Here is a 26,607-nt window from a genome sequence, read left to right on the forward strand (position 1 = left end):
TTGAAGGCACAAAAGAAAAGGACCTCCACCGGCAGGTGAAGGCCCCTCATAATCAAAAAGAGACCTTCACCACAGAGTGTGTGGTAAAGGTCTCGCAAACAACGTATCGTTGCCAACAAAGCCGGGGAAATTTCCCGGAATGACGACTTTGTTGTGTCAGCTACTCCCCTTTAATCACGTTCCTGCATAACTGATATCGTTATCAGTTAAGCCGTGATATAAAGATATATATTTTTGGGGGATTAGTCAAGCTTTTTTTTACTTGAATTCAGCAGAATACGTCTCCATTGGAACGGGGCTATTCTTGATTGTAGAGCGTCTCCTCACATTTACATTAACGCTCGATATAACAACGCTAAGAAATACTAGGGCAGCACCCAAATATTGATTGGAATTCAGGACCTCGTGAGCAAACCAGAATCCGACCAGCGCCGCGAATACAGGCTCCAGAGAAAATACAAGTCCCGTCCGGGTAGCCGTCGTATATTGTTGGGCAATTGTCTGAAAGATGAACCCGACCGCGGTGCACACCACGCTAAGAACAAGGACGGCCATCCACGAGTGGGTCGTGCTTGGCCATACCGGAGCTTCAAAGAGCAGAGACGAGATGAACGCGTACAATCCGGTGAATCCAAGTTGCAGGATGCCAAGGCTTAGCGTATCGACCTTCTGCGCGGCAGTGCTTACCATATTGATATGAAGCGCATAACATAATGCGGCCGCGATGCAGAACAGATCACCGATCTTAAATGTAAAAGGAAGCTGGATAGTTAACAGTGAAATGCCCGTTAAGGCCAGCACAATACTGACAACCGCTTTGTTCTCTATTTTTTTCTTAAATAGAAACGTATGTAATAAGGGGACAAACACCACCGTTAGACTGACCAGAAATCCGGCATTGGATGTTGTCGTGGTCTTGAGACCGAAGGTAAGCGCGGTGAACATGATAAATAATATAAAGCCTAGGAGCATGGCATATCGAATCGTCTTTACGTTAACCTGGCGCAAGCGGGGGAGAAAAATCAAGCCTGCAAGTATAAAGGCCAATCCAAAGCGTAGGGCTATCAAATTAAACTCCCCTAGCGAATCCAGTCCCATTTTCATAAAAAGATAGGACGAGCCCCAACAAATGGTGATGAATAAAATCATAAGATCGGCCTTCAGCGGTTTCAAGTTCTATTTCCTCCTTCAAGTGATTGAACAGAATCAGTATACTCACGTACAATAGACAAGTAAAACGAATGTTTCTAATGATAAACATGAGTAAAATTCATGTATAAATGAGCAGGAGGAATTCCCTTGAGCATAAATAAATTCAAAGTTCTATTGAAGGTCGTCGAGCTCGGAAGTTTGACCCAAGCCGCTGAAGTGATGGGTTTTACGCAGTCCGGTGTCAGCCATATGATCAGCAGCCTGGAAGATGAGTTTGGTTTCTCGTTGCTGATTCGGAACCGTTCAGGAGCGAAGCTGACAACCAATGGCGAAGAGATTCTGAAGACGATACGGGAAATATTGAAATGGAACGAACATTTGGAACAGCAGGTGGCTTCCATTCATGGAATCGAGCTGGGAACCATTCACATCGGTACCTTCACCAGTGTCGGTGTTCACTGGCTGCCGGGGATTATTCAGGACTTTCAGCGGGATTATCCCCATATCGAGATTCGTTTGGTCGAAGGAGATTATCGGGAAATCGAGGATTGGATCGCTGAGGGCAAGATCGATTGCGGGTTCCTGTCACTTCCAACGTCGGATACATTCGATGCGATTCCCCTGCATCAAGACCCGATGCTTGTATTGCTGCCCATGGAACATCCGCTTAGTTCTGAGGACTCTATTACATTGTCCCAGATTGAGAATGAACCGTTTATTATGCCAAGCAAAGGTTCCGATTATGATGTGAACCGGATGCTGGAGAAAGCCCGGATCAAGCCGGATATCAAATATACACTTGGTGATGATTATGCCATTATGGCCATGGTGGAGAAGGGTCTCGGCATCAGCATTCTTCCAGAACTTGTGCTGCGAGGGCAGCAACGGAATATACGGCTGATCGAATTGAAGGAGAAGAGCTTTAGATCGCTCGGCATTGCCGTAAATTCCATGCGGGAGATATCTCCCGCTACGAAGCGATTCTTGGATTATGTTAAGAGTTACCCCAAGCTGTAGCTGCTATAAGGGCGCTAAATGAGACTCATACCCGCATCCAGACTCTATCACACGGCAGGAGCTTCGTTCATGAACTTCACTACATCAAATAATGGGTGTGGTGTCACAAAGTCACTTGTTGGGATTGTTATATAGGTAAACAAAGAAGGAGGTGAGCTCACTTGCAGCCAACCATCCCCGGGGAAGCGGAAGGAAGAAGAGAAGCCATTGAAGCGGTTGTAGAACAAGTCAAATCAGGAGATAAACACGCATACCAAGCGATCATCCTCCAGTTTGAGCGGCAGATGTACACGTACTGCTACTATATTCTGAAAAATCATACGGAGACTGAAGATGCGGTACAAGAAATTTTTATTCGTGCCTATGAGCATCTTCATCAGTACAAGAGACAAGTGTCTTTCTCCGCCTGGTTGTATAAAATGGCCTATCATCATTTGATCAATATCAAAAAGAAGCAGAGCCGTTTTCTTAACCTGATCGAGCATTGCAAGGAACAGCAGCCGGATATGCAGATATCTCAGCACGAGCCGGTTGTGTACGAGCTGTTAACCTACCTGACAGCAGAAGAACGACACATTTTGCTGTTGAAGGCGGTTGAACAGTATACCTTTGAGGAAATCAGCGACATCATGGGACTCAAATCGGCAACGATACGAAAGAAGTATGAACGGTTACGACGTAAACTGATGGACCGAATAAGCAAAAAAGGAGAGGTAGCACGTGGGACAATCGCCGAAACAAACGGAATTCGCTGAAATGAATGTACTTGAAGAAATGATTCGAGAATCATCCTTACAGAAGAATAGCTTGAGCTATCAAATTATGAACAGGATTGGAGAACGTGAAATGACAAGGACAAGAACATCATCCAAACGGCAACCGAATGTTTTAAAAAGAACAATACTCGTTGCATCCGCAGCTGCTGTGCTGGGAGGAAGCGTAATCGGGTCAGGATTTGTATCGCCGGTCATGGCGGCAAACCTGAAGCAAATCCCAGTGATCGGCGTGCTATTCAAAGGAACCAGCGAAGAAGCAGTTCATACCGCTATAAAGCAAGGGATTCTATCCGAACCGAACTTGAGCGTGACTCACGATGGCGTGACTTTGAAGATAGCTAACCTTCTATACGATGGAACTCGGCTGTCCTTTATACTCGAACGCGAGGGAGTGGATTTACCGAGTACAGCTTCTCCGTATATAAGCGAAGATGCTAAATTCATCGGTAATCCAGATAGCGAGTATATTAAGTCGAGGACAGTAGCTAAGAAGGATCAGGAAAAAGGCTATATTGAAACGCCGCGAATTCTGGTGGACGGACAAGAAGTAGTGATGGGCGAAGGGACATTTGGAGATTACCCGCAACAGGACAATGCCTACATCGTTGAGCTTTCCAAGGATCTGAATCTGCCTGATCAATTCGAGCTGACCATTCAGGCCAACGTAACCCAAGTGAATGAAACCTTCGAGTTCAAGGTCCCTGTGAATGTCACTAATAAATCGGTTGTCGTGAAGCCGGACCAGGCTACAAAATCGGATGGACAATTCAGTTATACCGTGAAGCAATTGGATATTTCACCGGTATCGACCCGCCTGGTTCTGGATAGTAAAGGCGAGGTGCCTGCTTCTGCAGAGCAAACAGGCGATTACAGCGCCAGCATGGTGTATTACGAACTTGTGGATGATCAAGGGAATGTGCTGAATCCTCGGATGTTTGGTTACTTTAACAGCAAGCCCAAGACTGAATATCATATCGACGAATTGTACAGTCCTGTAAACGGAACTCCGAAATCCATCACGATTAAACCGTTTACTCTGACCGTAAACAACAAGGATTGGAGCGTAGTTGGTCAAGGAAAGGACAGCATCGGAGATAAAACATATCTGACGGAACTGGAAATGACCATTCCGGTTCAACCGTAACAACGAGCGTAAGTATAAGAGAGGCCCGCATAAGCTGCGGGCCTCTCTCTCATTCTTCATCATTCTGGCTTATGTTTCGGCTCGAAATGTTTTGCCTAACGGGGTGCCAAGGCCATAATAATGCCGGAAATTATATATGATCGGGCTCCATTTGGCAGGATCAATGTGATGCTCATTCCACATGATGTTTCGATGGGCGTGTACATGGATCGCCTGTGTTTCGACAATGGCAAACATGGAAGAATAGTTAGGCATCCGAATGTTTTTTACTGCGGCCTCAATTTGAATGGGGCACTCCATGATGCGAGTAGGCTTTACCGCGACAGAATCCGCTGGAGTTAAACCGCTAATCGCGTATTTATCTTTTTCATATGTAAAACCGTTCTTTGCCTTACCATCAGGAACCGGATATTTTCCTGTATGAGGGGCTAATTGTTCAACATTTTCCCATAAGGAAGGGTCTGGAAGGTTGATGACACATTCCGGATGCCTTTCCAAATTCTCCATCGCTTTACCGCCAAGTCCGATTCCTAAAACAATGTAATCTCCGAGCGCCCATGAAGAGGATATGGGACTTATATTTACGGTATCGTCTTCATTTAGCGTATTGAGTAAAATTACCGGGGTTCCATAGTACAGAATTTTCGGTTTAATGATGTTCGAGTTGATCATGCCTTTCGTTTCCTTCATAAAATGTTCCTCCCATTAACTGTTCTATCCCAAATCATTGTAAAATAGAAAAGGTTCGATGCTCATCGAAATATGGATTACATCAGGAGGGATCGAGATGAATGCGAATTCGAACATAGCACAAGTAGCCTCACTCGTTAGCGATGCTTCTAGAGCGGCTATTCTAACCGTTTTATTGGATGGGCGATATCATCCGGCAAGCGAGCTGGCGTACATGGCAAACATCAAACCGCAAACGGCCAGTTTCCATTTATCGAAAATGGTAGCGGCGAATCTGGTCACCGTTGAGCAACAGGGAAGACATCGTTATTATGGGATACAGAATCAGGAGGTTGCCCAGATCATGGAGACACTTCTATCGATAACGCCTCCTGTCGAAATAAGATCATTAAACCAAGCTGCGGAGAATGAAGCCTTACGTCAGGCAAGGACTTGCTACGATCATCTTGCGGGGAAATTGGGAATCCAATTGACGAATTCACTGCTCAGCGCAGGGGTCCTATCCGAAGTGGAAGATCATTATACGGTTACAGAAAAAGGAGAGGACTTTTTCAAGGCATTTCAGGTCGATCTGGGCCGTGTTAAGCGCAAACGCCGCTCTTTCACACATCGATGCCTGGATTGGAGTGAAAGACGCCATCACCTGGCCGGGGCATTGGGACATGCCCTGCTAGAAAGGTTGCTCGAGTTACATTGGATACAACGCGTTCCAAGCACAAGAGCCATAAAAATCACGCCCGAAGGCAAGAAGGGATTGCAGGAAATATTCCATATTGACGTGGAGTAGGAACGGGGCTACGGTATAGGACTGATGGTGAAGGTAGACGATGCAGATATACTTATGGATGCAGAAATATGGATGCAGAAAAATGAATGCAGAAAAATAAAAAGGACTGCCCTCGCCTCATCGGAAGATGAAGAAAGGCAGTCCTTGAATTAGAGATTAGCGCAGTGTTTTTAAAGCTCCGCTCCATGCAAGCACTTGGTCAAGCATGCCATTCAGGTTGACGAGATGCAGATCAGCCGGTTTGAATACAGAGCCATTCTCGAAATCAGTGAATAACGAAAGCGCTGGGTGTACACGAACATCCGCTACGGACAATTCGCCCAGAATTCCACGCAGATGTTCGGCAGCACGAGCGCCGCCAACCGAACCGTAACTCACGATACCTGCAGCTTTGTTGTTCCATGGCTCACGAGCAAAATCGAGTGCATTTTTCAAAGCCCCAGAAATACTGTGGTTGTATTCTTGTACGATGAATACAAAGCCGTCAAGACTGTTCAGCTTGTTGTTCCAAGCGGTAGCTTGCTCTGTAGCATCAGCTTCGCCCAAAAGCGGCAGCTTGTAATCAGCGATATCAACGATTTCGTAGTTTGCATCTCCGCGTTCATCAGCGATACGTTTAACCCATTCACCTACTTGCGGGCTTAAACGGCCTTGACGTGTGCTGCCTAGAATGATACCGATATTCAATTTGGACATTGTTGTTACCTCCTGATTATTTGAAATTTATTTTTACCGTGATGTATTTGTTATTTTGCATGAGCTAATCATAATCTCAGGGGGTTAACTTTGTCAAGTAGCTTACAAAAAGTTTGTGAAAATCATTCCAACATTTTTTGTCCCATTACGGTCCCAATGCGCCTGGATATGTTCCTGACAACGGACGGTGTTTTGTACCGCATAGACAGCAGTAATGTTATACTGATCATATGTCCTGAAACAATATTTCTGAAGCGGGATAAGCGGTAATTCAGCAACAAAAGTACATATACAGATTGGAGAGGTGAAGCAAGTATGGAACTTAGACAATTAAAATCCGACGAGTTTGAGATCAGCACCAAATTATCCGAATATGCCTTTCAATATACGCTAACACTGGAGCAGCGAGAATCCAATCAAAAACATTTTAAACCTGAACGCTTCTGGGGGATATTTGATGGAGAAGAGCTGCAAGCGAAACTGACCATCATCCCGCTGCAAGTTTATGTGCATGGAAACAAATTCGAAATGGGCGGTATTGCCGGTGTGGCAACATGGCCCGAGAACCGCAGACAGGGACATGTATCAACCTTGCTCAAGCATGCATTGCAAGAGATGAAGAGCAAAGGCCAGACCCTCTCCTTCCTGCATCCGTTTTCGATCCCGTTCTATCGTAAATTTGGCTGGGAACTTTACGCGGAATACAAAAAGTACACCATTCCGGTATCTAAATTCCCGCGTAAGGTGGAAGTGCCTGGCCGCATTGTAAGAGGCGTAACCGATATTCCAACACTGGACGGCATGTATCAAGCCTATGCCAGCCGCTATAACGGGACTCTTGTGCGTGATGAAGCATGGTGGACAAGATCCGTGCTGCAAGGCGACAATCACAGCGTTGTTTATTATTCAGCGGAGGGAAAACCGACGGGCTACGCGTTATATGAACTCAAAGACAAAGATCTTGTGTGCGACGAATTTGTGTACCTGAACGAAGAAGCACGAAGCGCACTCTGGACCTTTTTTGGAAACCATGATTCCAGGATTGAGCAGGTTACAATGACAATGGTACCTGGGGATGATCAGCTGCCATTCATGCTGCCGGATCCACGCGTTACCCAGGAAGTGGTCCCTTACTTCATGGCCCGAATCGTAGATTTGAAATCCTTTGTGGAGCAGTACGCTTTTGAGGCTCATCAGGAAGCTGTAATGACCTTAGAGGTGGAAGATTCCGCTGCGCCTTGGAATGCGGGCAGATGGAGGTTGTCCGTTAATCAAGAGGGGAAAGGGGAGCTGTCGGAGCTTCCGACCGATCAAGGGGAGCAGGCTGATCTGACCACCGATATTCAGACGTTGTCTGCTCTGTTTACGGGATATAAAAGACCACAGGCGCTGCATGCCATTCACCGGCTATCTGGGAATCCAAAGGCTGTAAAACAACTGGAAACGATGATCCCCGCCGGTCAAACCTATCTCATGGATTTCTTTTGAGAAAGGGAGAAGACTAGGTGATTCGCAGACTTTTGCCTGAAGAACTGGGGCGTCTCTTGGAAACGATCAACAGAGAGCAGCATTTCTTATACTATTCCTATCTCACATTTCGGAAGAATCATGCCGTTCACTATGGGCAGTTCTCTGAACATGGAGAGCTGCTGGGTGTTGCGGCTTTCCTGAAGGGTCTTCCTTTCTACGCCTTTTCGGTTTATCCCCTTCAGACATCGTTTCGTTTTCGGTCCGTGCTGACCCGAATGATACAAGATTTGAAATTACCGGATGGGGCATTAGGGAGCTTTATCGTGAGTGAGGATGAATGGGAGGTTCTAAATCCTGAGATTGATGTGACGAAACCTCCCGCAGGCATCCTTCTCATGAAGCATCGGCATCTTGAAGATTTGCCTGTAGGGGATAACGAAGTGTTTCGTTTAGGCCCATCGTACTTTGATATGATCGAGTCAAAAATGGCTGAGTTCCATTCAATGGCTTTTGCAAGGGAAGAGCTTCATCATCCGTTTTATGGGGTTGTTCAGGATCAGGAGCTCATCGCTGTCGGCGGATACCATATTTATAGCGATGATTATGTGGAGCTTGGAAATATCGGCACGGATGCTGCGTGGAGGAGACAGGGGTACGGCAAAAAGGTGTGCGCGGAATTGACCCGTAAGGGGCGTGCAATCACTCCCCATGTGTATCTGAATGTGCTGGAGGATAACCTAAGCGCGGTACGTTTATATCAGTCTCTGGGATATGTTACGGTGTGCAAACAGTACATCGTTGAATTCGGTCTATAGTTAGGAGCAAGGGGGAAAGAAGCCTGATTTATCAGGCTTCTTTCGTTTTTTCATCGGAGGGTACAGGTTCAGCCCTGAACCTCACGCTTGGAATAAACATAAAGCTTCCCGTCATCTCCGTATTCCGCGTATGCGATGTCTTCCAGGGAGTCAAAACCTTGTTCCCGAGCTTTCGATTGGATCTCGCCCTGTTCAATGGGTTTGCCCAGCATCGATTCCTCGAGCAGCTTTCCCTTGTCAATAACCGTTACCGTAAAGGTGTCCGGCTTGGCTGCTACGCCCATATCCTGAGCCGTGGGCGGCTCGTACTCGGGTTTACGCATGACGGAAAGCGATCCGTCCGTTTCCAGTATGGCGTATTTGACTTCAGTTAACGAGAAAATGCTTTGCCGTCTCAGCATGGATAACAGCTGTTTATATTCCATATCGTATTTGTTCAACAATTTTTGGTTGAGCTTTCCGTTATCGATCAGGAGTACCGCCCGGCCTTCCGTTAAATATCCGAACTTAACAAAGTGGGTGGTTGCCTTCTCGAAGAGGTAAGACATCGTTGTCCAAAGCGCAAGCGCGAATAACAAATGATAAAGGTTTACCTTATCATCATAGAGGCTTGCCCCGACGATTTCACTCAGAATTAAGGAGGACAAGAAGTCAAGCGGTGTAAGCTGGCTGATGGTTTTTCTCCCCGTAACAAATGTGATGATCCATAACCCGAAAAAGCTGACGATTAGTTTAATCCCTAAATCTATAAACATATCCATGGACAACCCTCCTTCAGCGTTCATGTCATATGGTAAGATATTAAACGTTTTGGCTTCAAGGAGAAACAAGGGAGATTTAACCTCCCATTTCGAGGGTTGACGATTACTTGAGAATTCCGAAAAGCTCTCCTTGATCCCCTAAAACTTTACTCTTTTTAAATCAACCACTTGAAAACGACGCTACGTCATCTTGTAAGATGTATGTTGTGATGAAAAATTACGATCTATGTCATAAATACATACAGAAGGAGATGGTCGGAATGAACAAGGGAGATGTCATTATTTACGCTTGCGTCATCATTGGAGCGGGTGTCGGTTTAGCGCTGGACAGCGCGTTTCCAGGATTTCTGGTCGGTTTAGGCGTTGGATATTTGATTAAAATCTCATGGAACCATGAAGAAAAGTAACCATGATAGAGATATTTACATAGGTTGTATTAGAGGGGAGTGGAAGTAATCCAAATTAACATGGAGCTATCATTTTGGATTGGGTTTGACAAATAGAAAAAACTGACTTATAGTACTTTACTATCAGCAACGATCAAAGACATGATTCTTGAAACGACCTGCCCAGAGAGGGAAGTGATTGGTGAAAGCTTCCTCCGTGATTGCTTCTTGAATTACCCCTTTGTAGCTGTGTTTTTGAACCCTGATCGCTCGTTCGACTATCGAGATATGGAACTAGAAAACACCGAATCATCCCCGTTACCGGATGTCTGAATGAGGATCCGATGAGCATGCTGCGATTTAGCCGCTGTAAGTCTGGATCAAATTAGGGTGGAACCACGAGCTGAACGCACTCGTCCCTTCGGGATCGAGTGCTTTTTTGCGTTCAATCTAAATTTGATGGAGGGATAACAATGTCAATCGTAGTAACGCTGCCAGACGGAAGTAAAAAGGAGTATCCCGCACAAACGACGATGGATCAAATCGCGGAATCCATCCATTCAGGTCTGAAGAAACAAGCCGTTGCAGCCAAAGTGAATGGGAAACTCGTGGATTTGGATCATAAGCTGTGTGAGGATGCGGAAGTAAGCATCATAACGCTGGATTCAGAGGATGGACTGTACGTGTATCGGCACAGCGCGGCTCATCTGATGGCCCAGGCCGTTAAACGGTTGTATGGCAGCCAGTCCGTCCATTTGGGGGTAGGACCTGTCATTGAGGATGGTTTTTATTATGATATGGATTTGGGGCACTCAATTACGTCTGAAGACTTGATTGCCATTGAGCGGGAAATGCAGAAGATCGTTCAGGAAGACCTGCCGATTATTCGCAAGGAGGTGGGTCGTCAGGAGGCCGAACATATTTTCCAAGATGACCCGTACAAGATGGAGCTGATCCGCGAATTACCGGCGGACGAGGTCATTTCGGTGTATGAGCAGGGAGAGTTCGTTGATTTGTGCAGGGGGCCGCATCTTCCTTCAACGGGCAGAATCAAGGCATTCAAATTAATGAGTGTGGCGGGCGCTTATTGGCGGGGGAACTCGGACAATAAAATGCTGCAAAGAATATATGGAACGGCGTTTCCCAAGAAGTCGCAGCTCGAGGAGCATCTGTTGCTGCTTGAAGAGGCCAAGAAACGGGATCATCGGAAGCTGGGTAAAGAGCTCGGGCTCTTTATGTTCTCGGAGGAAGCACCGGGCATGCCTTTCTTTTTGCCGAACGGGATGATCATCCGCAATGAGCTAGAGCAATTTGCAAGAGGACTTCAGTTCCATCGCGATTATGATGAAGTGCGCACGCCGCTGATGATGAACAAGCGGCTGTGGGAAATGTCCGGTCATTGGGATCACTACAAAGACAATATGTATTTCACGCAAGTGGACGAGACGGAGTATGCGCTGAAGCCGATGAATTGTCCAGGGCATATGTTAGTCTACAAAAACTCGCTGCATTCCTACCGAGAGCTGCCCATTCGCATTTCCGAATTTGGCCAGGTGCACCGCCATGAATTCTCAGGGGCACTGAACGGTATGATGCGGGTGCGCACGTTTTGTCAGGATGATGCGCATATTTTTGTAAGACCTGATCAGATCCAGGAAGAAATCAAGCAGGTTATCGATTTTATCAGCCAGGTTTATCAAGTGTTTGGCTTTGATTATACAATCGAGTTATCGACAAGACCGGAAGATTCCATGGGCTCTGAGGAATTGTGGGAGCAGGCGGAGTCCTCCCTGAAGCAGGTGCTGGATCAACTGGGGCTGCCGTACCGGATTAATGAAGGGGATGGCGCGTTTTATGGTCCGAAAATCGATTTTCATATCTTGGATTCCTTAAAGCGAAGCTGGCAATGCGGCACCATTCAACTGGATTTCCAATTCCCTGAAAAATTCGATCTTTCGTATATCGGAGAAGATAACCAGAAGCATCGGCCGGTTGTTATTCACCGGGCGGTATTTGGATCCATCGAGCGATTTATCGGGATTCTTACAGAGCATTACGGCGGGGCTTTCCCGATGTGGCTGGCTCCCGTACAGGTTATGATTATACCGGTATCCGACCATTATATCGATTACTCGTTAAAGGTGAAGAAGCGTCTGGAAACTGCCGGCATACGGGTGAACGTCGATGTAAGAAATGAAAAGCTGGGTTATAAAATCCGCGAAGCGGGTCTGCTGAAAACGCCGTACACGCTTGTTCTTGGCGAGAAGGAAATGAACTCCGATCACGTATCCGTCCGTAAACGGGGCGAGGGCGAACTTGGAGAGAGTGCCTTAGATGATGTGATCGCAAGGCTTCGGAATGAGATTGAGTCCAGGGGGATTTGAACATCCCATTGATGATATTCATCACCGTGCTTGATCCTTGGACATGGTATAATTTGGATATGTCGGAGGAGTGAAGCCCGTTAATGATGAAGGAGAGAGTACCTTGCAAACATACCAGAGCAAAGAAGCGTTCATCGCTGAAATTCAACGAACGTATAGCCTTTTTGACCAAGAATTTGATGAGGTACCAGAGGATGAAAGGAATCTTCGTATTGGCGAAGTCGATAGAACACCCCAAGAGATGATCGCCTATCAGCTGGGATGGCTAACGCTGGTGATGAGCTGGGAGAAGGATGAACTTGCGGGTAAAGAAGTTACGACGCCAACCCCTGACTTAAAATGGAATCAGTTGGGGGCGTTGTATCAGCAATTCTATCATACGTATGATGGATATTCTTTGGAAGAATTACGTTCGTTGTTAAAGCAGAGGACAAATGAATGGTGTGAATGGATCAGCGGCTTACGTGAGGAAGAGTTGTTTGATTCAGGTGTTCGCAAGTGGACGGTAACCGGTGCCAATTGGCCGATGTGGAAATGGCTGCACATCAATTCCGTCGCACCGTTCAAAAGCTTCAGAACCAAAATCCGAAAGTGGAAGAAGCATGCCGGCTAGCCCATATTACTCGGCAGACAAAACGATTCGAGGTTTTCTCGAATCGTTTTTTTCGTTGGAATCGAATGAAAAGGGACAGGTTTGTTCCTTTATCACCACCTTAGGGGCGCAAAAGTCAAAATATTGCACATCAAGGCAAAAATCGGCTCTACAAGAACCGGGTGACTCTCCTTATCATGAATCGTAATCATGATGGATTGGAAGGGAGCACGACGTTATGTGGAGCAGTGCGATTAAAGATGCTGTAGAGAAAATCCGGATGAACATGGATACCTTCGGGACAAGATTTCCCCACGTCAGCAGGGACGGCGCTTATTTGCTGAATGACAATGACGACTGGACGAACGGTTTCTGGAGCGGACTTCTCTGGCTATGTTATGAATACACGGGCGACGAGGCCTTTCAATTGGGCGCGAAACGAACGGTAGAAGATTTTCGCCGCCGCTTTGCAGAAAAAAAGGTGCTTGATCATCACGATATCGGATTTCTGTATTCCTTGTCCTCCAAAGCGGAGTGGATCGTTGAGAAGAACGAGAGCGCCCGCCAATTGACGCTTGAGGCTGCGGACTTGCTGCTGAAACGCTGGCGTCCAGACGGAGGATATATTCAAGCGTGGGGTCCTGAAGGAGATCAACAGGAGGGCGGTCGCATCATTATCGATTGTTTGATGAATCTGCCGCTGCTGTTCTGGGCGGGACAGCAAACCGGTAAGTCCCAGTATAGAGACATCGCAATCATGCAGGCGGAGAAGACAAGGCGTTATCTGGTGCGGGGAGATGACAGTTCATACCACACCTTTTTCTTCGATCCGCATACGGGGGAGCCGATCGGCGGTGCCACGCATCAGGGCTTTACGAACGGCTCGACCTGGACGCGGGGACAAGCGTGGGGGGTGTACGGCTTCGCACTGGCTTACCAATATACAGGAGATCGTGTATACCTGGAAACCTCCAAACGAATGGCGAAGTATTTCCTGAAGCACTTACCGGAGGATCATGTCGCCTTTTGGGACTTTAACGCCCCCGTAAGCGCTGATACTTACCGCGACAGCTCTGCCTCCGCCATTGTGGCAGCAGGCTTGCTGGAACTGATTGGACATTTGGATGAGGAGGATCCGGAAAGAACCGACTTTGAGCAAAGCCTGGAGGCTTCCATGACCTCGCTGGTACGAAATTACTCTACAATCGGCAAGGAGGCGGAGGGTCTGCTGCAGCATGGCTCTTATCATGTACGCGGCGGATTGTCACCGGATGATTTCATGATCTGGGGGGATTATTTTTACCTGGAAGCTTTGATTCGGATGGAGACCGGGAGCAAGGGGTACTGGTATGAACGCTGATGCCACGGAAGCTTCGGTGAATGCCGTATGGGCTCTTTTGAATCTGGAGGATCCCGTTATGCGTTCGATGCAGGATGCAGATGATCAAGGCCATCGGCGCGATATGCTGTGTAAGCTGCATAAACATTTCTCCTGTCGGAACACACCCGGATGGTGGATGAGCAGTGAGGATCAGCAGAAAATTTCGGATTATGTGAAGCAATTCTGTGCAGATGAACTGGAAACCGTCATGAAGACGGCGGATGAGGTGGTGCAGCAGACGTTCCTGTTCCGCTTTCCATGGGATATGGAACGGAGCGTGATTCCCGTTACATTTGACGGTGATATTGACTGGTGCCATATTCCCGATCAAGACGTGGAATGGGCTTATATGCTGAATCGCCACCGCTATTGGGTGGCGCTGGGACAAGCGTATGTGATGACAGGCGATGAGAAGTATGCAGCGGTGTTTAGCCAGCAGCTTGAAGACTGGATCGATCGGAATCCTGTCCCTAGAGAACCAACGACGGATACGTTGACATGGCGTCCGATCGAGGCGGGTCTGCGCAGCGTGAACTGGATCAAGGCACTTCGATACGTGATCGGTAGCCCTTCCCTGACTCCGTCATTGCTCGGTAAAACGCTGATTTCGCTTCACGAGCACGGGGAGTATTTGGCTGCTTCCTTCACCAGCTGGAAGCATATCAGCAACTGGGGAGTACTGGAAACCTGCGGCTTATACCATATTGCACTGTTCTTCCCCGAGTTCAGCAAGTCAGCACGGTGGCGGGAAATGGGAGAAGAGAGACTGATGGAGACGGCGAGGCTTCAAATTATGGCGGATGGCATTCATTGGGAGCAATCGCCTACATACCATCATGAGGTGCTGGCTTGTTATCTTGACTGCATTCACCTCTCCAATCTCAACGGGTTGGAGCTTAACGGTCCATTTCGGCGTACGGTCCGCGAGATGGCCGAAGCCTCTCTATACTGGGCGAAGCCGAATCACAGACAGCCGATGCTGGGAGACAGCGACGATAGCGATATTCGTGGTATTCTGACCTATGCCGCGTGGTTATTTGGGGATTCCGTTCTGAGATATGGCGGCCATGCTCGACCGGATTATGATAATGCCTGGCTGTTCGGCATAGACGGAATCCGGGAGTACAAAGCTATGGTTCCAGCGGAGCCGCCATGTCAGAGCCGGGCTTTAACCCATTCCGGTCATTATACGATGCGAACGGGTTGGGACGAAGATGCATTGTACCTTTATTTTCACTGCGGACCGCTTGGCGGAGGCCACGGTCACGCCGATATGCTGCACGTGGATCTTCATGCCTACGGCCGTGATCTGCTCACGGATCTTGGAAGGTATAACTATAGCGACCATACACCGCTGAGAAAAGCATTAAAGGAGAGCTCAGCCCATAACACAACGGTTGTCGACGGAATCGGGTTTACCGGAATCAAGGACACCTGGTCTTTCGACCGGATTGCCGCGCCGCTAGGCTGCAAATGGGTCAGCAGGCCGGAGTTTGACTATGTCGAGGGGGCGCATGACGGCTATCTCTATGGGAATGAACCGTTGTATCCGCGGAGAAGGATCATTTTTGTTAAGCCATATTTTTGGCTGCTGATCGACAGCTTGGCGTGCCTTGAGCAGCATATCTTTACCCAGCATTTTCATTTTCCGCACCCGCCAGGAGAAGTCGGGATCGAAGCGGAGTCATTGATATCCTGTACAAACACCCCCGGGGAGGCGAATCTATCGATTATCCCCGTACGCACAGACGGTCTGCGCGGAGAAGTTGGCGAGGGTGTAATATCCCGCGAGTATAACCTGTTGGAACCGAATGCGAATGTGACTTACTCCCGGACGGGAAAAGGATTGATCAGCATCATGCAGGTGCTGTATCCTCATCGTCCAGGCGAAACGGCTTCTCCGCGAGTTCGTAAGGTCCCGATTTACCGTCATACGGGTGAGCGGGTTCATGACGGGCAAGCGGAGGCATGCGGTGTTCAGCTCCCGGGAATGGAAGAGGAGTTTATACTCGTTGTTAGTCACCGTGCGCCGTCCGGCCACTATGATTCTTTTGTGGTGGAGGGCATGCAGATCTTCGGGGAGGTTGTGCTGATGACCCTTCAAGGCGGAAAAAAGCATGCAACCGCCATCATTTAATGAATGCTTCCAGCACAAAGGACTGATAGAATAAAGAGGACAAGAGCATAAGAGAGGCGCAGAGAATATGTTCAAATTCACCTACTACAAACGCATCCAGCTGTCGTTTCTTTTGCTGATCTTTATTCCGCTGATCGCGGTTTCTATCATTTCGTTTGTTCTGATTCGGGATACGATGGTAGAGAAGCTGCAGCTCAGCAACGAGAATGTCCTGAACGTCATGACGGATGAGCTGAGCAAGACGATTGACGATGTCACGTTTGCTTCCCATTTTATCGTGAACGATACGAATGTTCGCAATATCCTGAAGTCATTCGCAGACACCAAACGGCTGGCTACTTATCAGGATTATGTACATTTTAGACAAATTCAGGACGTATTTTCCCTGATTAATTCCAAGCCGCTGAATAACAACGTACGCATGTACTTGGTCAACCGTCAGCATTTTGTCATCTCATCCGGCACGGAGGATTTGACCGCCATTAACGGAAGCCTCGACAAACTGATGGAGCGCGTCGATCTCAGTAAACCGGAAACCCTGCAATGGCTTGGGATGGCCGGCGGCGACTCATCAGGGAAAGGCAAGAGTTATTATATTGCCAGGGTGATCTATGACAGCCGAGAGAAGAGGCAAGTGTCCGTATTGCTTAGTGCCATTTCCGATTCGTACTTCAACAAGCTGCTGGGTACGATCGACTTCGGCAAGGTGGCGCTCTTTGATGCAAACGGGGAATTCATCGCAGGCAATTCCGGGTTGATCCCGCATCATACGGAGACCAAGGGCAGTGTCCGAACGGACAGAACCATATTGAAATCGAACTGGAAGCTGGGTTACGAGGCCTCGGAGAAAGAGTGGTCGGGGCAAATCTCCCGGACTTTTTATACCGGTCTTGCCGGGGTTCTGCTGCTGTTTCTCGTGTTCTCCGGAATGTCCATCCTGATCGCCAAAAGGCTGCACAGTCCGATTCTCAAGCTGCAGCGGGTCGTACGCCAGTTCGGCATGGGAAACCTGGATGTCAGACTGGAGGTCAAGGGCAAGGATGATATCGCCGAATTGGGGCAGACGCTGAATACGATGCTCGATCAATTGCAGCGGCTGATCCATGATATCGAACAGGAGCAGGAGCAGAAGCGAGTGATGGAGCTCGAGGCCTTGTTTATGCAAATTCGCCCTCATTTTTTGATCAACACGCTGAATTCGATCAAATGCAGCCTGATCTTGACGAAGGATACGCTTCACAGTGGAATTATTGATTCCCTGATGAGTTTGCTCCGAGCCTATCTCAAGGTCAATGAGCCGGCCACCTTACGCGAGGAATGCAAGCTGCTGGGCCACTACGTTGACATTATGAAAATCCGCAATGAAATCCCGCTTCATTTAGAGGTTGATCTGGATCCGGAAACCGAGGGACTCATCTTGCCGAAACTTATTTTGCAGCCCATCGTTGAGAATGCCATCGTCCACGGGCTTGTCGATCATCAAACTCCACGCATGGAGATCCGTTCCCGAAGCAACCCGGACGGAATCAGAATCGAGATTATCAACAATGGCTTCGGGGCCGATGAAGAGATGCTCCAATGTCTAAACCGTAGACTTGGAAAACCAAGCGGCGAGCAGGATGGAGCTTATGAGAGGGTCGGTCTAATAAACGTGATCCAAAGACTCCGATTGACCTTCGGACAGGAGGCGAGTTTGACACTCGCCATCCTTCCGCAGGGTGGAATGTCAGTTTCGCTGTACTTGCCCCAAAGTCATCATCATGGTTTTTTGCCGGAGGGAGAGGAAGAATGATGTACAGAGTATTGCTCATAGACGATGATGTTCCTATGCTCAAGGTACTGCAACAGATGATTGACTGGGAGGCAAACAATCTGCAGATTGCCGGCAGTACGTATTCCAGCGCGAAAGCGATGCATATGTTTGAGGAAGTCAGGCCGGACATTGTCATTACGGATATCGGACTGCCACAGAAAAACGGCATTGAGCTGGCGGACCATTTTATTCGCATGAAGCCGGAGGTTCGGATTATCTTCCTGACGTGTCATGAGGATTTTCATTATGCCCAGCAGGCCGTAAAACTGCAGGCGGATGACTATTTGATCAAAGATCAGCTTACGGCAGAGCAGCTGGAACAGAGCCTCGGCAAGTCCATGCACTTGTTAAAGACGCGGGCTGGTCTGATTAATCGCGAGGCAGCGAGTTACAATAGTCAGCTCTTTCGGCAGGATTTGCTGCAAAAGGTGATCAATGGCTCTCCGTCCGAGGCCACTTTGGCTTATGCGGCGCAGATCGGCATCTCCTGGACGTATCCGTGGTTTATGCTGGGGCTGGTCAGCATTCAGCTCTCCAGCTTTGACAAGCGTTTCAGGCAATCGGAATTTCCGCTGATTTTATATGCTGTCTACAATATCGCGATGGAAATGTCCGAATCGTATGAAGGGATTACGCCGTTCATGGAGCAGGGGAACATTGTGATTCTGCATAACTTTAGGGTGAACCTCGCACAGAATGCCAGCTTGCATCTCCATAATTATGTGCAGCGGCTGCGTTATCAGTGCGTCCATTTTCTCAAAATTCAACCGAACGTAATCGCGGTTACGGACAAAATGGAACTAAGCTCGATTGGCTCCATTTATCAGGAAATTCTTCATGACAAATGCGAGTTTTACGAAAATTCCGACTATACGATATCCGAAATTTCTCAAATAAGGTCGCGGTGGTTTCAAGCCGCGCCTCAGGGCTTTCTTGACAGCTACGTTTCGGAGCTGGAGCGGAAACTCATCAAGCAGGATCTCGACGGTATCCGCACGACCCTGCACAAAATCGCCGGCACCGCAAAAGAGCTGTCGATTGATCCGGCCGACTTTGCCAGGGATCTTTCCTCCATGCTGCGAGGTATCGAGCTGATGTTCTCCAGTCTCAAATTCGATGAGGATCTGTTCGCCTATCTTGCTTTAGCTCGCACCTTGGAAGATATGATGGAACTGGTGGAGAGAAAGCTGACCCAGATTATCGGAACCCGGCAAGCGGGAGTGGGAAGCTCCACGAATGAGCCGAAGCTGCAGGTGATCCAGCAATATATCGATCAGCATCTTGACGATAACATTACGTCGATCGACATGGCACGCTATCTGTTTTTGAATCCGAGCTACTTTTCGCGCTATTTCAAACGGATGACGGGGTTGACCTTTACGGATTACGTGCATCAATACAAAATGAAGATGGCTACCAAAATGCTCAGAATGTCCGGACAAAATCTGGAGTCCTTAGCTATGGGATTAGGTTATTCGGATCGGACGTATTTTTCAAAAGTGTTTAAAAAATACGTGGGGACCACACCCAGCGAATACAAAGCGAAGTACACCGCACGAAAATAAGCGGACCGCTACCACTTCATTCACTTATAAGCATCGAAGCATAGGCTCCACTTTGTGGGGCTTTTTTGTTTTGGGGTCCCCGCAAAGTATTTGGAATAAGGATCGAAGTTTAGGCTCCACTTTGTGGGGCTTTTTTGTTTTGGGGTCCCCGCAAAGTATTTGGAATAAGCATCGAAGCATAGGCTCCACTTTGTGGGGCTTTTTGTTTTGGGGTCCCCGCAAAGTATTTGGAATAAGCATCGAAGTTTAGGCTCCACTTTGTGGGGCTACTTTAGGTCAAAATCTTGCACATGGCTGGTCATAATCCCTCCTTCTTGCCGATACCGGATGTATTACTATAATGACAACTTACAAATTGTTGAGGTGATGCTAGATGGAGGCTGTACAACAACCAGTGCCCAAGAGCCGGCGGAAGTTTTGGACTCCCAAGCGGAAAGAGGCTTTGATCGGGTGGCTGTTTCTGGCCCCGGAAATCGTCGGGATGCTGCTATTAAACGTGTTTGCTCTTGGATTTTCTTTGTATTTAAGTTTATCCGATTGGGATATGCTGTCAGGTGTCCAAGGGATCGAGTTTACCGGATTGGATAACTACATCAAGATGTTCCATGATCCGACCATTATTCAAGCGATAAAAAATAATTTGATCTATATGGTTCTTACGGTGCCGATCCCGATTGCCATCGCTCTGGTGCTTTCGGTTTTGATTCACAACAGCGTGTTCTTCAAGAGTTATTTTAAAGTCGCGTTCTTCATTCCTTATATCTCTTCGATTATCGCAGTTGCTGCGGTGTGGAGCGCATTATTCCACCCATCGCTGGGACCGATCAACCAGTTTCTGATGGATCTCGGGATCAGCAATCCGCCGAAATGGCTGGTCGATCCGAAAACGTCGCTCTTGGCGATTTCGATCATCAGTTCCTGGGCGGGCCTGGGCTACACGATCATTATTTATATGGCCGGGCTTACGAACATTTCGAATGAAATTTATGAAGCGGCGGATATTGACGGTGCCAGTGCAATTAAAAAGTTTTTTGCGATTACGGTTCCGATGCTTCGTCCGACAACCTTCTTCCTGTTAATTACGATGTTGATTGGCTCGTTTAAAGTGTTTGACATCATCGCCTTTTTAACGGAAGGCGGCCCGAACAATTCTTCTACCGTGCTTGTATTCCGCATCTATGAGGAAGGCTTTCAATATTACAATATGGGATATGCTTCGGCCATTTCCTGGCTGCTGTTCGCGATTATCGGTCTGATTACCGCGCTCACCTGGAAAATGAGAAATGAAGAATAAGGAGGGAGAGGAATGTACATACAGCTTCTTCGAAAAAACCTGTCCAAAGTGGTAGTCACCTTTATCATGGGGGCATTGTCCATTGTGTTTCTCGTACCGCTCATCTGGATGATTTCCGCGGCTTTTAAATATGAGAAGGACGTTATGCGATTCCCGATTCAATGGATACCGGAAAAGGTGAATCTGGCGTACAATTTCAAGATGGTCTGGATGGGAAGAGTTCCCTTCTATGATTTCTATTTTAATTCTTTTAAAATAGCGATTATTACGACCCTAATCACCCTGATTATCTCATCCATGGCAGGGTATGCGCTAACGAAAATTCGATTCAAGGGACGAAATCTGGTTTTTATGGCCTTGCTCTCGTTCATGATCATTCCGGATCAGGCGACGCTCATTCCGCGGTTTCTGCTCATTCGCTGGTTTGGACTCTACAATACGCATGAGGCCATCATCTTTATGAGCATGTTCTCCATTTACTTTACGTTCCTGCTGCGTCAATTTATGAACGGGATCAGCGATGAATACTTGGAAGCGGCCAGAATTGACGGAGCGGGTCATCTGCGGACATTTGCTTCCATTATGGTTCCGCTGTGCAAGCCTGTGCTGGCTACGGTGGCCATTATTAAATTCATATGGACCTGGAACGATTACCAGAATCCGCTCATCTTCTTGCTGGACAAGGATTTATACACGATTCCGCTGGGGATGACGCTGTTCCGTGATGACTACACCAACAACTATGCCATAATGATGATGGCGTCAGTCTCGGCAATCATTCCGTTGGTCATTGTGTTTATCGCATTGCAAAAGCAGGTTATAAACGGCATTGCTTTGGGCGGGGTAAAAGGTTGATACGAAGTCTAAAGTCAAAATTCAGAAGTTCGAAAAGTCAAAAAAGTAATCCTAGAACCTCAAAATTGTGCACTTGATCCGCCATGCTGGTGCCTATAATGAACATGAAAACAACACCACAACTAATTTATCTGTGCAGGGGGAAGTAAGATGAAGAAAAAAAGCAAACACAGATTATCCGTCATTCTTAGCACGATCCTGGCGAGCACCCTGGTATTAAGCGGCTGCGGGAAATCCGGGTCGGAAACGGGTGCCGGCAGCAACGGTGGAAGCGGTCAGACGGACAAGCAGGTTACCGTTAAGTACTACAACTGGGATAACGAAGCCCAGCAAGCGGGTACGGACGCCATGCTCCAGGAATTTATGGATCAGAATCCGAATATCAAGGTCGAGCATGTGGTTCTGGTTCCCGGCGACTCCGTGGAAATGTTGAAAAAGTTGGATTTCCTGATCTCATCCGGTGAAGCGATCGATGTGATTCAATTCCCAAGCTTGGGCGGAGTTCTCGAACGGGCCTCACGTGGAGCCCTTGCTCCCCTGAACGAGTTCTATGAGCAGGAAAGTCTCGTTCCGGAAGACGAATACTTTGTGAATGCCAAGCTAGAAGACAAGTATTATGGCATGCAGTACACCAAGAGTACCAACTATGTGATGCTCAACAAGGATGCCCTGGATGAAGCGGGACTTGAGGTTCCGAAATTCGGCTGGACGTGGGATGATTACCGCGACTATTCCAAAAAGCTGACCAAGGGCGAAGGGGTTGACAAGCGTTACGGTTCTTACTTCCATACATGGGAGCTATATATGAACGCTCCTGCGCAAACCATGATGAAAGATCCGTTCGTATATGAGGACGGGACAACCATTTTGGCAGATCCGACCTACAAATACTTCTTCCAGCTCCGCAAAGATATGGAGGAGACGGACAAGTCGGCCAAACCTTACAGTGACGTGCTTGCCGCGAAGCTGAACTACCGTACTGAATTTTTTAATGAAGAAGCTGCCATGATTCTTACAGGTAACTTTACGGTAGCGGATCCAGGCAATACCGAGCAATATCCGCATGATTTTAAAACCGCTTTCGCTCCTGTACCTGTGCCTCCTGCAGGATCGGAACCTAATGAGTATGAAGGAAAATACTTCACCAGCGGCAATATGCTGGCACTGGGTGCCAATTCCACCAACAAGGAAGCATCCTTCAAGCTTATGAGATTCATGACAACAGCCGATTCGGACAACAGACTTGAGTTCTCTGGCTACAAGAAAGCGAATAACGAAGAATTGTTGACAAAGCTGGTTGCCGGTAAAGAGGATAAGTACGATATGGAGTCGTTGAAATATACGCTGTTTAGCGATGAAATCCAGTATCTTGATGCAGCCAAAGTCATGATGACGGATACTTCGGAATTGACCAAGATCATTAATGACGGCTTTGCGAAATTCATGCTCAGCAATGAATCGATTGATGAGGTTCAACAATGGATGGTCGATGAAGCCACCAAAATCATTAACGAAAAAGGCGTTGTCAAGTAACGGGGCAATGCACGAGGTATGAGAATCCTGGTAGGAAACGGGTTTCGGGAGGCCAATGAACGGGCTTCCCCAAAGCCCTTTTTTTACGACTGGTGAGCGTTGGAGGGGAAATTATGTCCATATCAAGAAAGCCTAAGGACCAGCTTGTTGTTCCTTCGCTGGAGCAGCTAGCCTGGCAGGACATGGAGCTCGGGATGTTCTGCCATTTCGGAATCAATACGTTCTGCGACCAGGAATGGGGGGAAGGCAAGGATGCTCCGTCTTTGTTTAATCCGGACGGCCTGGATGCTAAACAGTGGGTCCGATCCGCGAAGGAAGCCGGATTCCGTTATTTCATATTGACGGCCAAGCACCACGACGGTTTTTGCCTGTGGCCGACGGCGACAACGGATTATTCCGTAGCCTCGAGTCCGTGGAAGGTGGGTCGGGGCGATGTCGTAAAAGAGTGCGCGGATGCTTGCCGGGAAGAGGGCATCGGCTTCGGTATTTATGTATCTCCCTGGGACAGGCACGAGCCGTGTTATGCCGACCCGCAACAGTATGATGACTTTTATTGCAGACAATTGGAGGAGCTCTTAACGGGCTATGGTCCGCTTGTGGAAATTTGGTTTGATGGCGCTGGGTCGGAAGGCCGCGAATATGACTGGCCCCGTATCATGGATCTTGTTAAAAGGTATCAGCCCGGCGCCATGGTGTTTAATATGGGCGCGCCCACGATCCGTTGGGTCGGCAATGAGGATGGCGTGGCTCCGTATCCTTGCTGGAACACGGCCGATTCTTCGCGGGGCAGCATGTTCAGCGAAGAATCGTTGAAGTGGCTGCCGGAGACGCCGGGCTGGGTGCCCGCGGAATGCGATGTCCCCATCCGCAAAGACCGCTGGTTCTGGCATCCGGATGAAGAACACTTGCTGTTGTCCGTGGATCAGTTAATGGAAATCTATTATCGGTCGGTCGGGCATGGTGCGACCTTGCTGCTCAACGTCGCACCAGACCAGCGCGGGCTGCTTCCCGAAGCCGATGTAAAGCGGCTTCTGGCATTTGGCAAAGAGATCAAGCGCCGGTTTGGTCATGCCCTGGCCGAAAGCTCGGGATCGGGAGAGGTCGTTGAATTATACCTTCCTCGAACATGCGTGATCGATCATGTCGTTGTTATGGAGGACATTGCTTTCGGGGAACGGGTGAGTCAATATGTGCTGGAAGCCTTCATTGATGGAGCGTGGCTCGAGCTTATACGCGGCAGCGCGATCGGCCACAAGAAAATCGATGCGTTCGCTCCAGTGTCTCCCGACAAGGTACGTTTGCGTGTACTGAAATCGGCAGCAAGTCCGAAAATCAAAAGCATGGCGGTTTATCGCTGCGGGGAATAAACGTTGGATTTTATATAGGTGTGGAGGAGAACTGTAATGGGAGTGCTCACTTGGAAGAACGGGCAGTACTTGCTGGACGGGCAGCCGTACCGGATCATATCGGGAGCGATTCACTATTTCCGTGTCGTTCCTGAATATTGGGAGGACAGGCTATTAAAATTACAAGCCTGCGGCTTTAACACCGTTGAAACGTATATCGCATGGAATGTGCATGAACCCAAAGAAGGGGAATTTCACTTTAGCGGTATGGCTGATATTGTATCGTTTATCGAAATAGCCGGGAAACTGGGCCTGCATGTCATTGTCAGACCGAGCCCGTTCATCTGTGCGGAATGGGAATTTGGAGGTTTGCCGGGCTGGCTGCTAGGTTATGGAGAAATCCGGCTACGTTGCAGTGACCCGCTCTATTTAAGCAAGGTGGATCATTATTACGACGAGTTGATCCCGAGACTGGTTCCGCTGCTGTCCACACACGGAGGGCCGATTCTGGCGGTTCAGGTCGAGAATGAATACGGCAGTTACGGCAACGACCACGCTTATCTGGAATATTTGCGTGCAGGACTGGTTCGGCGAGGTGTTGATGTGCTTCTCTTTACTTCGGATGGGCCAACCGACGAAATGCTGCTGGGCGGGACGCTTGGCAATGTGCACGCAACGGTGAATTTCGGTTCCCGGGTAGAAGAATCCTTCCGCAAATACCGGGAATATCGTACGGAAGAGCCGCTGATGGTCATGGAATTCTGGAACGGCTGGTTCGATCACTGGATGGAGGACCATCATGTGCGGGATGCGGCCGATGTCGCCGGCGTACTGGATGAAATGCTTGAGAAGGGTTCCTCGATTAATATGTATATGTTTCATGGCGGAACCAACTTTGGCTTTTACAGTGGAGCGAATCACATCCATGCATATGAGCCAACAACGACAAGTTATGATTATGATGCCCCTTTGACGGAATGGGGGGATCAGACGGAGAAATATGAGGCGGTGCGGTTGGTGCTCGACAAGCATGGTTTTAAGCCGGGGTGTGCCTTCCCGGATCCCATTCCAAAGGCAGCCTACGGAAAGGTCGCGTTGTCTGAAATGGCCGATCTGTTTGCGGATGCCAATCTAGAGCATCTCTCAGAACCGATAAAAAGTGTATGCACCCAGCCGATGGAAAAATTCGGACAGTCCTATGGCTTTATATTGTACAGCACATTTATTCAGGGACCGCGGCAAGGACAGCAGCTGCATATTCAGGAGGTTCGTGATCGCGCGCAGGTATTTCTTGACGGTCGGCCGCTTGGCATTATCGAACGATGGAAATCAGAGCCTCTCGATATTACCGTACCCGCAGGCGGAGCGAGGCTGGATATTCTTGTCGAGAACATGGGCCGGATCAATTACGGGCCGCTAATCCGCGATTCCAAGGGAATCACGGAAGGCGTGAGAATCGATAACCAGTTCCTGTACGACTGGACGATCCGAACCCTGCCGCTGGAGCCAGAAATGCTGTCTTCTCTCTCTTATACACCGGTTACGGATGAAGGGCGGGCGGAGCAAGTAGAGCTGTCCATGCTGGAGTCGGAACACGCGGGCCTGCCCCGATTTTACCGCGGCAGCTTTCAGGTGGAGGATATCGGAGACACGTTTCTTCGCTTTGATGGCTGGACCAAAGGTGTCGCCTGGATCAATGGCTTTAATCTCGGTCGATACTGGAGCGCGGGGCCGCAGAAGGCCTTGTATATTCCCGGCCCTTTATTGCGTAAAGGGGGGAACGAGCTAGTTCTTTTTGAACTGCAAGGCGGTCCCGAATCTTGCGAAGTTGAGCTGTCAGATCAACCGGACCTTGGACAGACCTCGGCAGTGGATGAATCTGTGCTCAATTTCGTACAGGATGGGGAGGACAAATAGTCCATAACGACACGGATCATACAGTTCATCGTGTACAACATGCCCGGTCAGAATATCCCTCTGGTCGGGTTTTTACTGCAAACAAGATAAATGATG

22 protein-coding genes are annotated in these 26,607 nt (G+C 48.3%); 18 read left to right on the forward strand and 4 right to left on the reverse strand.

Going from position 1 to position 26,607, the window contains the following annotated elements:
- Positions 1 to 258: 258 nt before the first annotated feature.
- Positions 259 to 1,173 (reverse strand): DMT family transporter, encoded by a 915-nt coding sequence (locus MKY82_RS13825; protein ID WP_339223540.1) that lies wholly within the window; start codon positions 1,171 to 1,173, stop codon positions 259 to 261.
- A 126-nt stretch (positions 1,174 to 1,299) separates the two neighbouring features.
- Between MKY82_RS13825 and MKY82_RS13830 the strand changes: the two genes are divergently transcribed.
- The 3 genes from MKY82_RS13830 (at position 1,300) to MKY82_RS13840 (ending at position 4,089) form a co-directional block, all read left to right on the forward strand.
- Positions 1,300 to 2,169 carry a LysR family transcriptional regulator gene (locus MKY82_RS13830; protein ID WP_194542291.1) on the forward strand — a complete coding sequence of 290 codons (870 nt, stop codon included), beginning with the start codon at positions 1,300 to 1,302 and terminating at the stop codon, positions 2,167 to 2,169.
- A gap of 161 nt (positions 2,170 to 2,330) precedes the next feature.
- Complete coding sequence (locus MKY82_RS13835) at positions 2,331 to 2,924, forward strand: RNA polymerase sigma factor (protein ID WP_194542292.1); 594 nt, start codon at positions 2,331 to 2,333, stop codon at positions 2,922 to 2,924.
- Positions 2,890 to 4,089, forward strand: coding sequence for a DUF4179 domain-containing protein (locus MKY82_RS13840; protein WP_194542293.1), 1,200 nt, complete (start codon positions 2,890 to 2,892; stop codon positions 4,087 to 4,089). Before MKY82_RS13835 ends, MKY82_RS13840 begins: the two co-directional genes overlap by 35 nt.
- Positions 4,090 to 4,158: 69 nt before the next feature.
- Here the strand turns inward: MKY82_RS13840 and MKY82_RS13845 are convergent, their stop codons facing one another.
- Entirely contained in the window at positions 4,159 to 4,779 is a 621-nt protein-coding gene (locus MKY82_RS13845) for a flavin reductase family protein (RefSeq protein WP_339296319.1), read from the reverse strand.
- Positions 4,780 to 4,876: 97 nt separating this feature from the next.
- Between MKY82_RS13845 and MKY82_RS13850 the strand changes: the two genes are divergently transcribed.
- Entirely contained in the window at positions 4,877 to 5,566 is a 690-nt protein-coding gene (locus tag MKY82_RS13850) for a winged helix-turn-helix domain-containing protein (RefSeq protein ID WP_194544755.1), read from the forward strand.
- A gap of 156 nt (positions 5,567 to 5,722) precedes the next feature.
- Here the strand turns inward: MKY82_RS13850 and MKY82_RS13855 are convergent, their stop codons facing one another.
- Positions 5,723 to 6,262, reverse strand: coding sequence for an NADPH-dependent FMN reductase (locus MKY82_RS13855; protein ID WP_194542294.1), 540 nt, complete (start codon positions 6,260 to 6,262; stop codon positions 5,723 to 5,725).
- Positions 6,263 to 6,577: 315 nt separating this feature from the next.
- On the opposite strand from MKY82_RS13855, the gene MKY82_RS13860 reads away from it, so the two are divergent.
- On the forward strand, positions 6,578 to 7,750 hold the full coding sequence (locus MKY82_RS13860; RefSeq protein ID WP_339296320.1) for a GNAT family N-acetyltransferase: 1,173 nt from the start codon (positions 6,578 to 6,580) through the stop codon (positions 7,748 to 7,750).
- 17 nt (positions 7,751 to 7,767) lie between these two features.
- Positions 7,768 to 8,547 carry a GNAT family N-acetyltransferase gene (locus tag MKY82_RS13865; RefSeq protein WP_339296321.1) on the forward strand — a complete coding sequence of 260 codons (780 nt, stop codon included), beginning with the start codon at positions 7,768 to 7,770 and terminating at the stop codon, positions 8,545 to 8,547.
- A gap of 68 nt (positions 8,548 to 8,615) precedes the next feature.
- On the opposite strand, the gene MKY82_RS13870 is transcribed toward MKY82_RS13865, so the two are convergent.
- A complete protein-coding gene (locus MKY82_RS13870; RefSeq protein WP_220685565.1) occupies positions 8,616 to 9,308 on the reverse strand; it encodes a DUF421 domain-containing protein in 693 nt (230 codons plus the stop codon).
- Positions 9,309 to 9,568: 260 nt separating this feature from the next.
- Here MKY82_RS13870 and MKY82_RS13875 point away from each other — a divergent pair, with 260 nt between their 5' ends.
- From MKY82_RS13875 to MKY82_RS13930, 12 genes are all read left to right on the forward strand, one after another.
- Positions 9,569 to 9,715: a hypothetical protein gene (locus MKY82_RS13875; RefSeq protein ID WP_339296322.1), complete on the forward strand. Its 147-nt coding sequence runs from the start codon at positions 9,569 to 9,571 to the stop codon at positions 9,713 to 9,715.
- Positions 9,716 to 10,167: 452 nt separating this feature from the next.
- Positions 10,168 to 12,078 carry a threonine--tRNA ligase gene (thrS, locus tag MKY82_RS13880; protein ID WP_339296323.1) on the forward strand — a complete coding sequence of 637 codons (1,911 nt, stop codon included), beginning with the start codon at positions 10,168 to 10,170 and terminating at the stop codon, positions 12,076 to 12,078.
- 103 nt (positions 12,079 to 12,181) lie between these two features.
- On the forward strand, positions 12,182 to 12,691 hold the full coding sequence (locus MKY82_RS13885; RefSeq protein WP_339223552.1) for a ClbS/DfsB family four-helix bundle protein: 510 nt from the start codon (positions 12,182 to 12,184) through the stop codon (positions 12,689 to 12,691).
- A gap of 217 nt (positions 12,692 to 12,908) precedes the next feature.
- A complete protein-coding gene (locus MKY82_RS13890; protein WP_339296324.1) occupies positions 12,909 to 14,030 on the forward strand; it encodes a glycoside hydrolase family 88 protein in 1,122 nt (373 codons plus the stop codon).
- Positions 14,020 to 16,188 carry an alginate lyase family protein gene (locus tag MKY82_RS13895; protein ID WP_339296325.1) on the forward strand — a complete coding sequence of 723 codons (2,169 nt, stop codon included), beginning with the start codon at positions 14,020 to 14,022 and terminating at the stop codon, positions 16,186 to 16,188. The genes MKY82_RS13890 and MKY82_RS13895 overlap by 11 nt, the downstream gene beginning before the upstream one ends.
- 67 nt (positions 16,189 to 16,255) lie before the next feature.
- Positions 16,256 to 17,980, forward strand: a complete 1,725-nt coding sequence (locus MKY82_RS13900; protein ID WP_339296326.1) for a histidine kinase — start codon at positions 16,256 to 16,258, stop codon at positions 17,978 to 17,980.
- Positions 17,977 to 19,566 carry a response regulator gene (locus tag MKY82_RS13905; protein WP_339296327.1) on the forward strand — a complete coding sequence of 530 codons (1,590 nt, stop codon included), beginning with the start codon at positions 17,977 to 17,979 and terminating at the stop codon, positions 19,564 to 19,566. Before MKY82_RS13900 ends, MKY82_RS13905 begins: the two co-directional genes overlap by 4 nt.
- A gap of 373 nt (positions 19,567 to 19,939) precedes the next feature.
- Positions 19,940 to 20,860 (forward strand): sugar ABC transporter permease, encoded by a 921-nt coding sequence (locus MKY82_RS13910; RefSeq protein WP_220685558.1) that lies wholly within the window; start codon positions 19,940 to 19,942, stop codon positions 20,858 to 20,860.
- A 12-nt stretch (positions 20,861 to 20,872) separates the two neighbouring features.
- Positions 20,873 to 21,715 carry a carbohydrate ABC transporter permease gene (locus MKY82_RS13915; protein ID WP_339296328.1) on the forward strand — a complete coding sequence of 281 codons (843 nt, stop codon included), beginning with the start codon at positions 20,873 to 20,875 and terminating at the stop codon, positions 21,713 to 21,715.
- Positions 21,716 to 21,865: 150 nt separating this feature from the next.
- On the forward strand, positions 21,866 to 23,248 hold the full coding sequence (locus MKY82_RS13920; protein ID WP_339296329.1) for an extracellular solute-binding protein: 1,383 nt from the start codon (positions 21,866 to 21,868) through the stop codon (positions 23,246 to 23,248).
- A gap of 113 nt (positions 23,249 to 23,361) precedes the next feature.
- Complete coding sequence (locus tag MKY82_RS13925) at positions 23,362 to 24,615, forward strand: alpha-L-fucosidase (RefSeq protein WP_339296330.1); 1,254 nt, start codon at positions 23,362 to 23,364, stop codon at positions 24,613 to 24,615.
- A gap of 36 nt (positions 24,616 to 24,651) precedes the next feature.
- Positions 24,652 to 26,511, forward strand: a complete 1,860-nt coding sequence (locus MKY82_RS13930; protein ID WP_339296331.1) for a beta-galactosidase family protein — start codon at positions 24,652 to 24,654, stop codon at positions 26,509 to 26,511.
- Positions 26,512 to 26,607 lie beyond the last annotated feature (96 nt).

It is taken from the genome of Paenibacillus sp. FSL W7-1279, from assembly GCF_037969845.1.
Lineage (GTDB): Bacteria > Bacillota > Bacilli > Paenibacillales > Paenibacillaceae > Paenibacillus_AQ.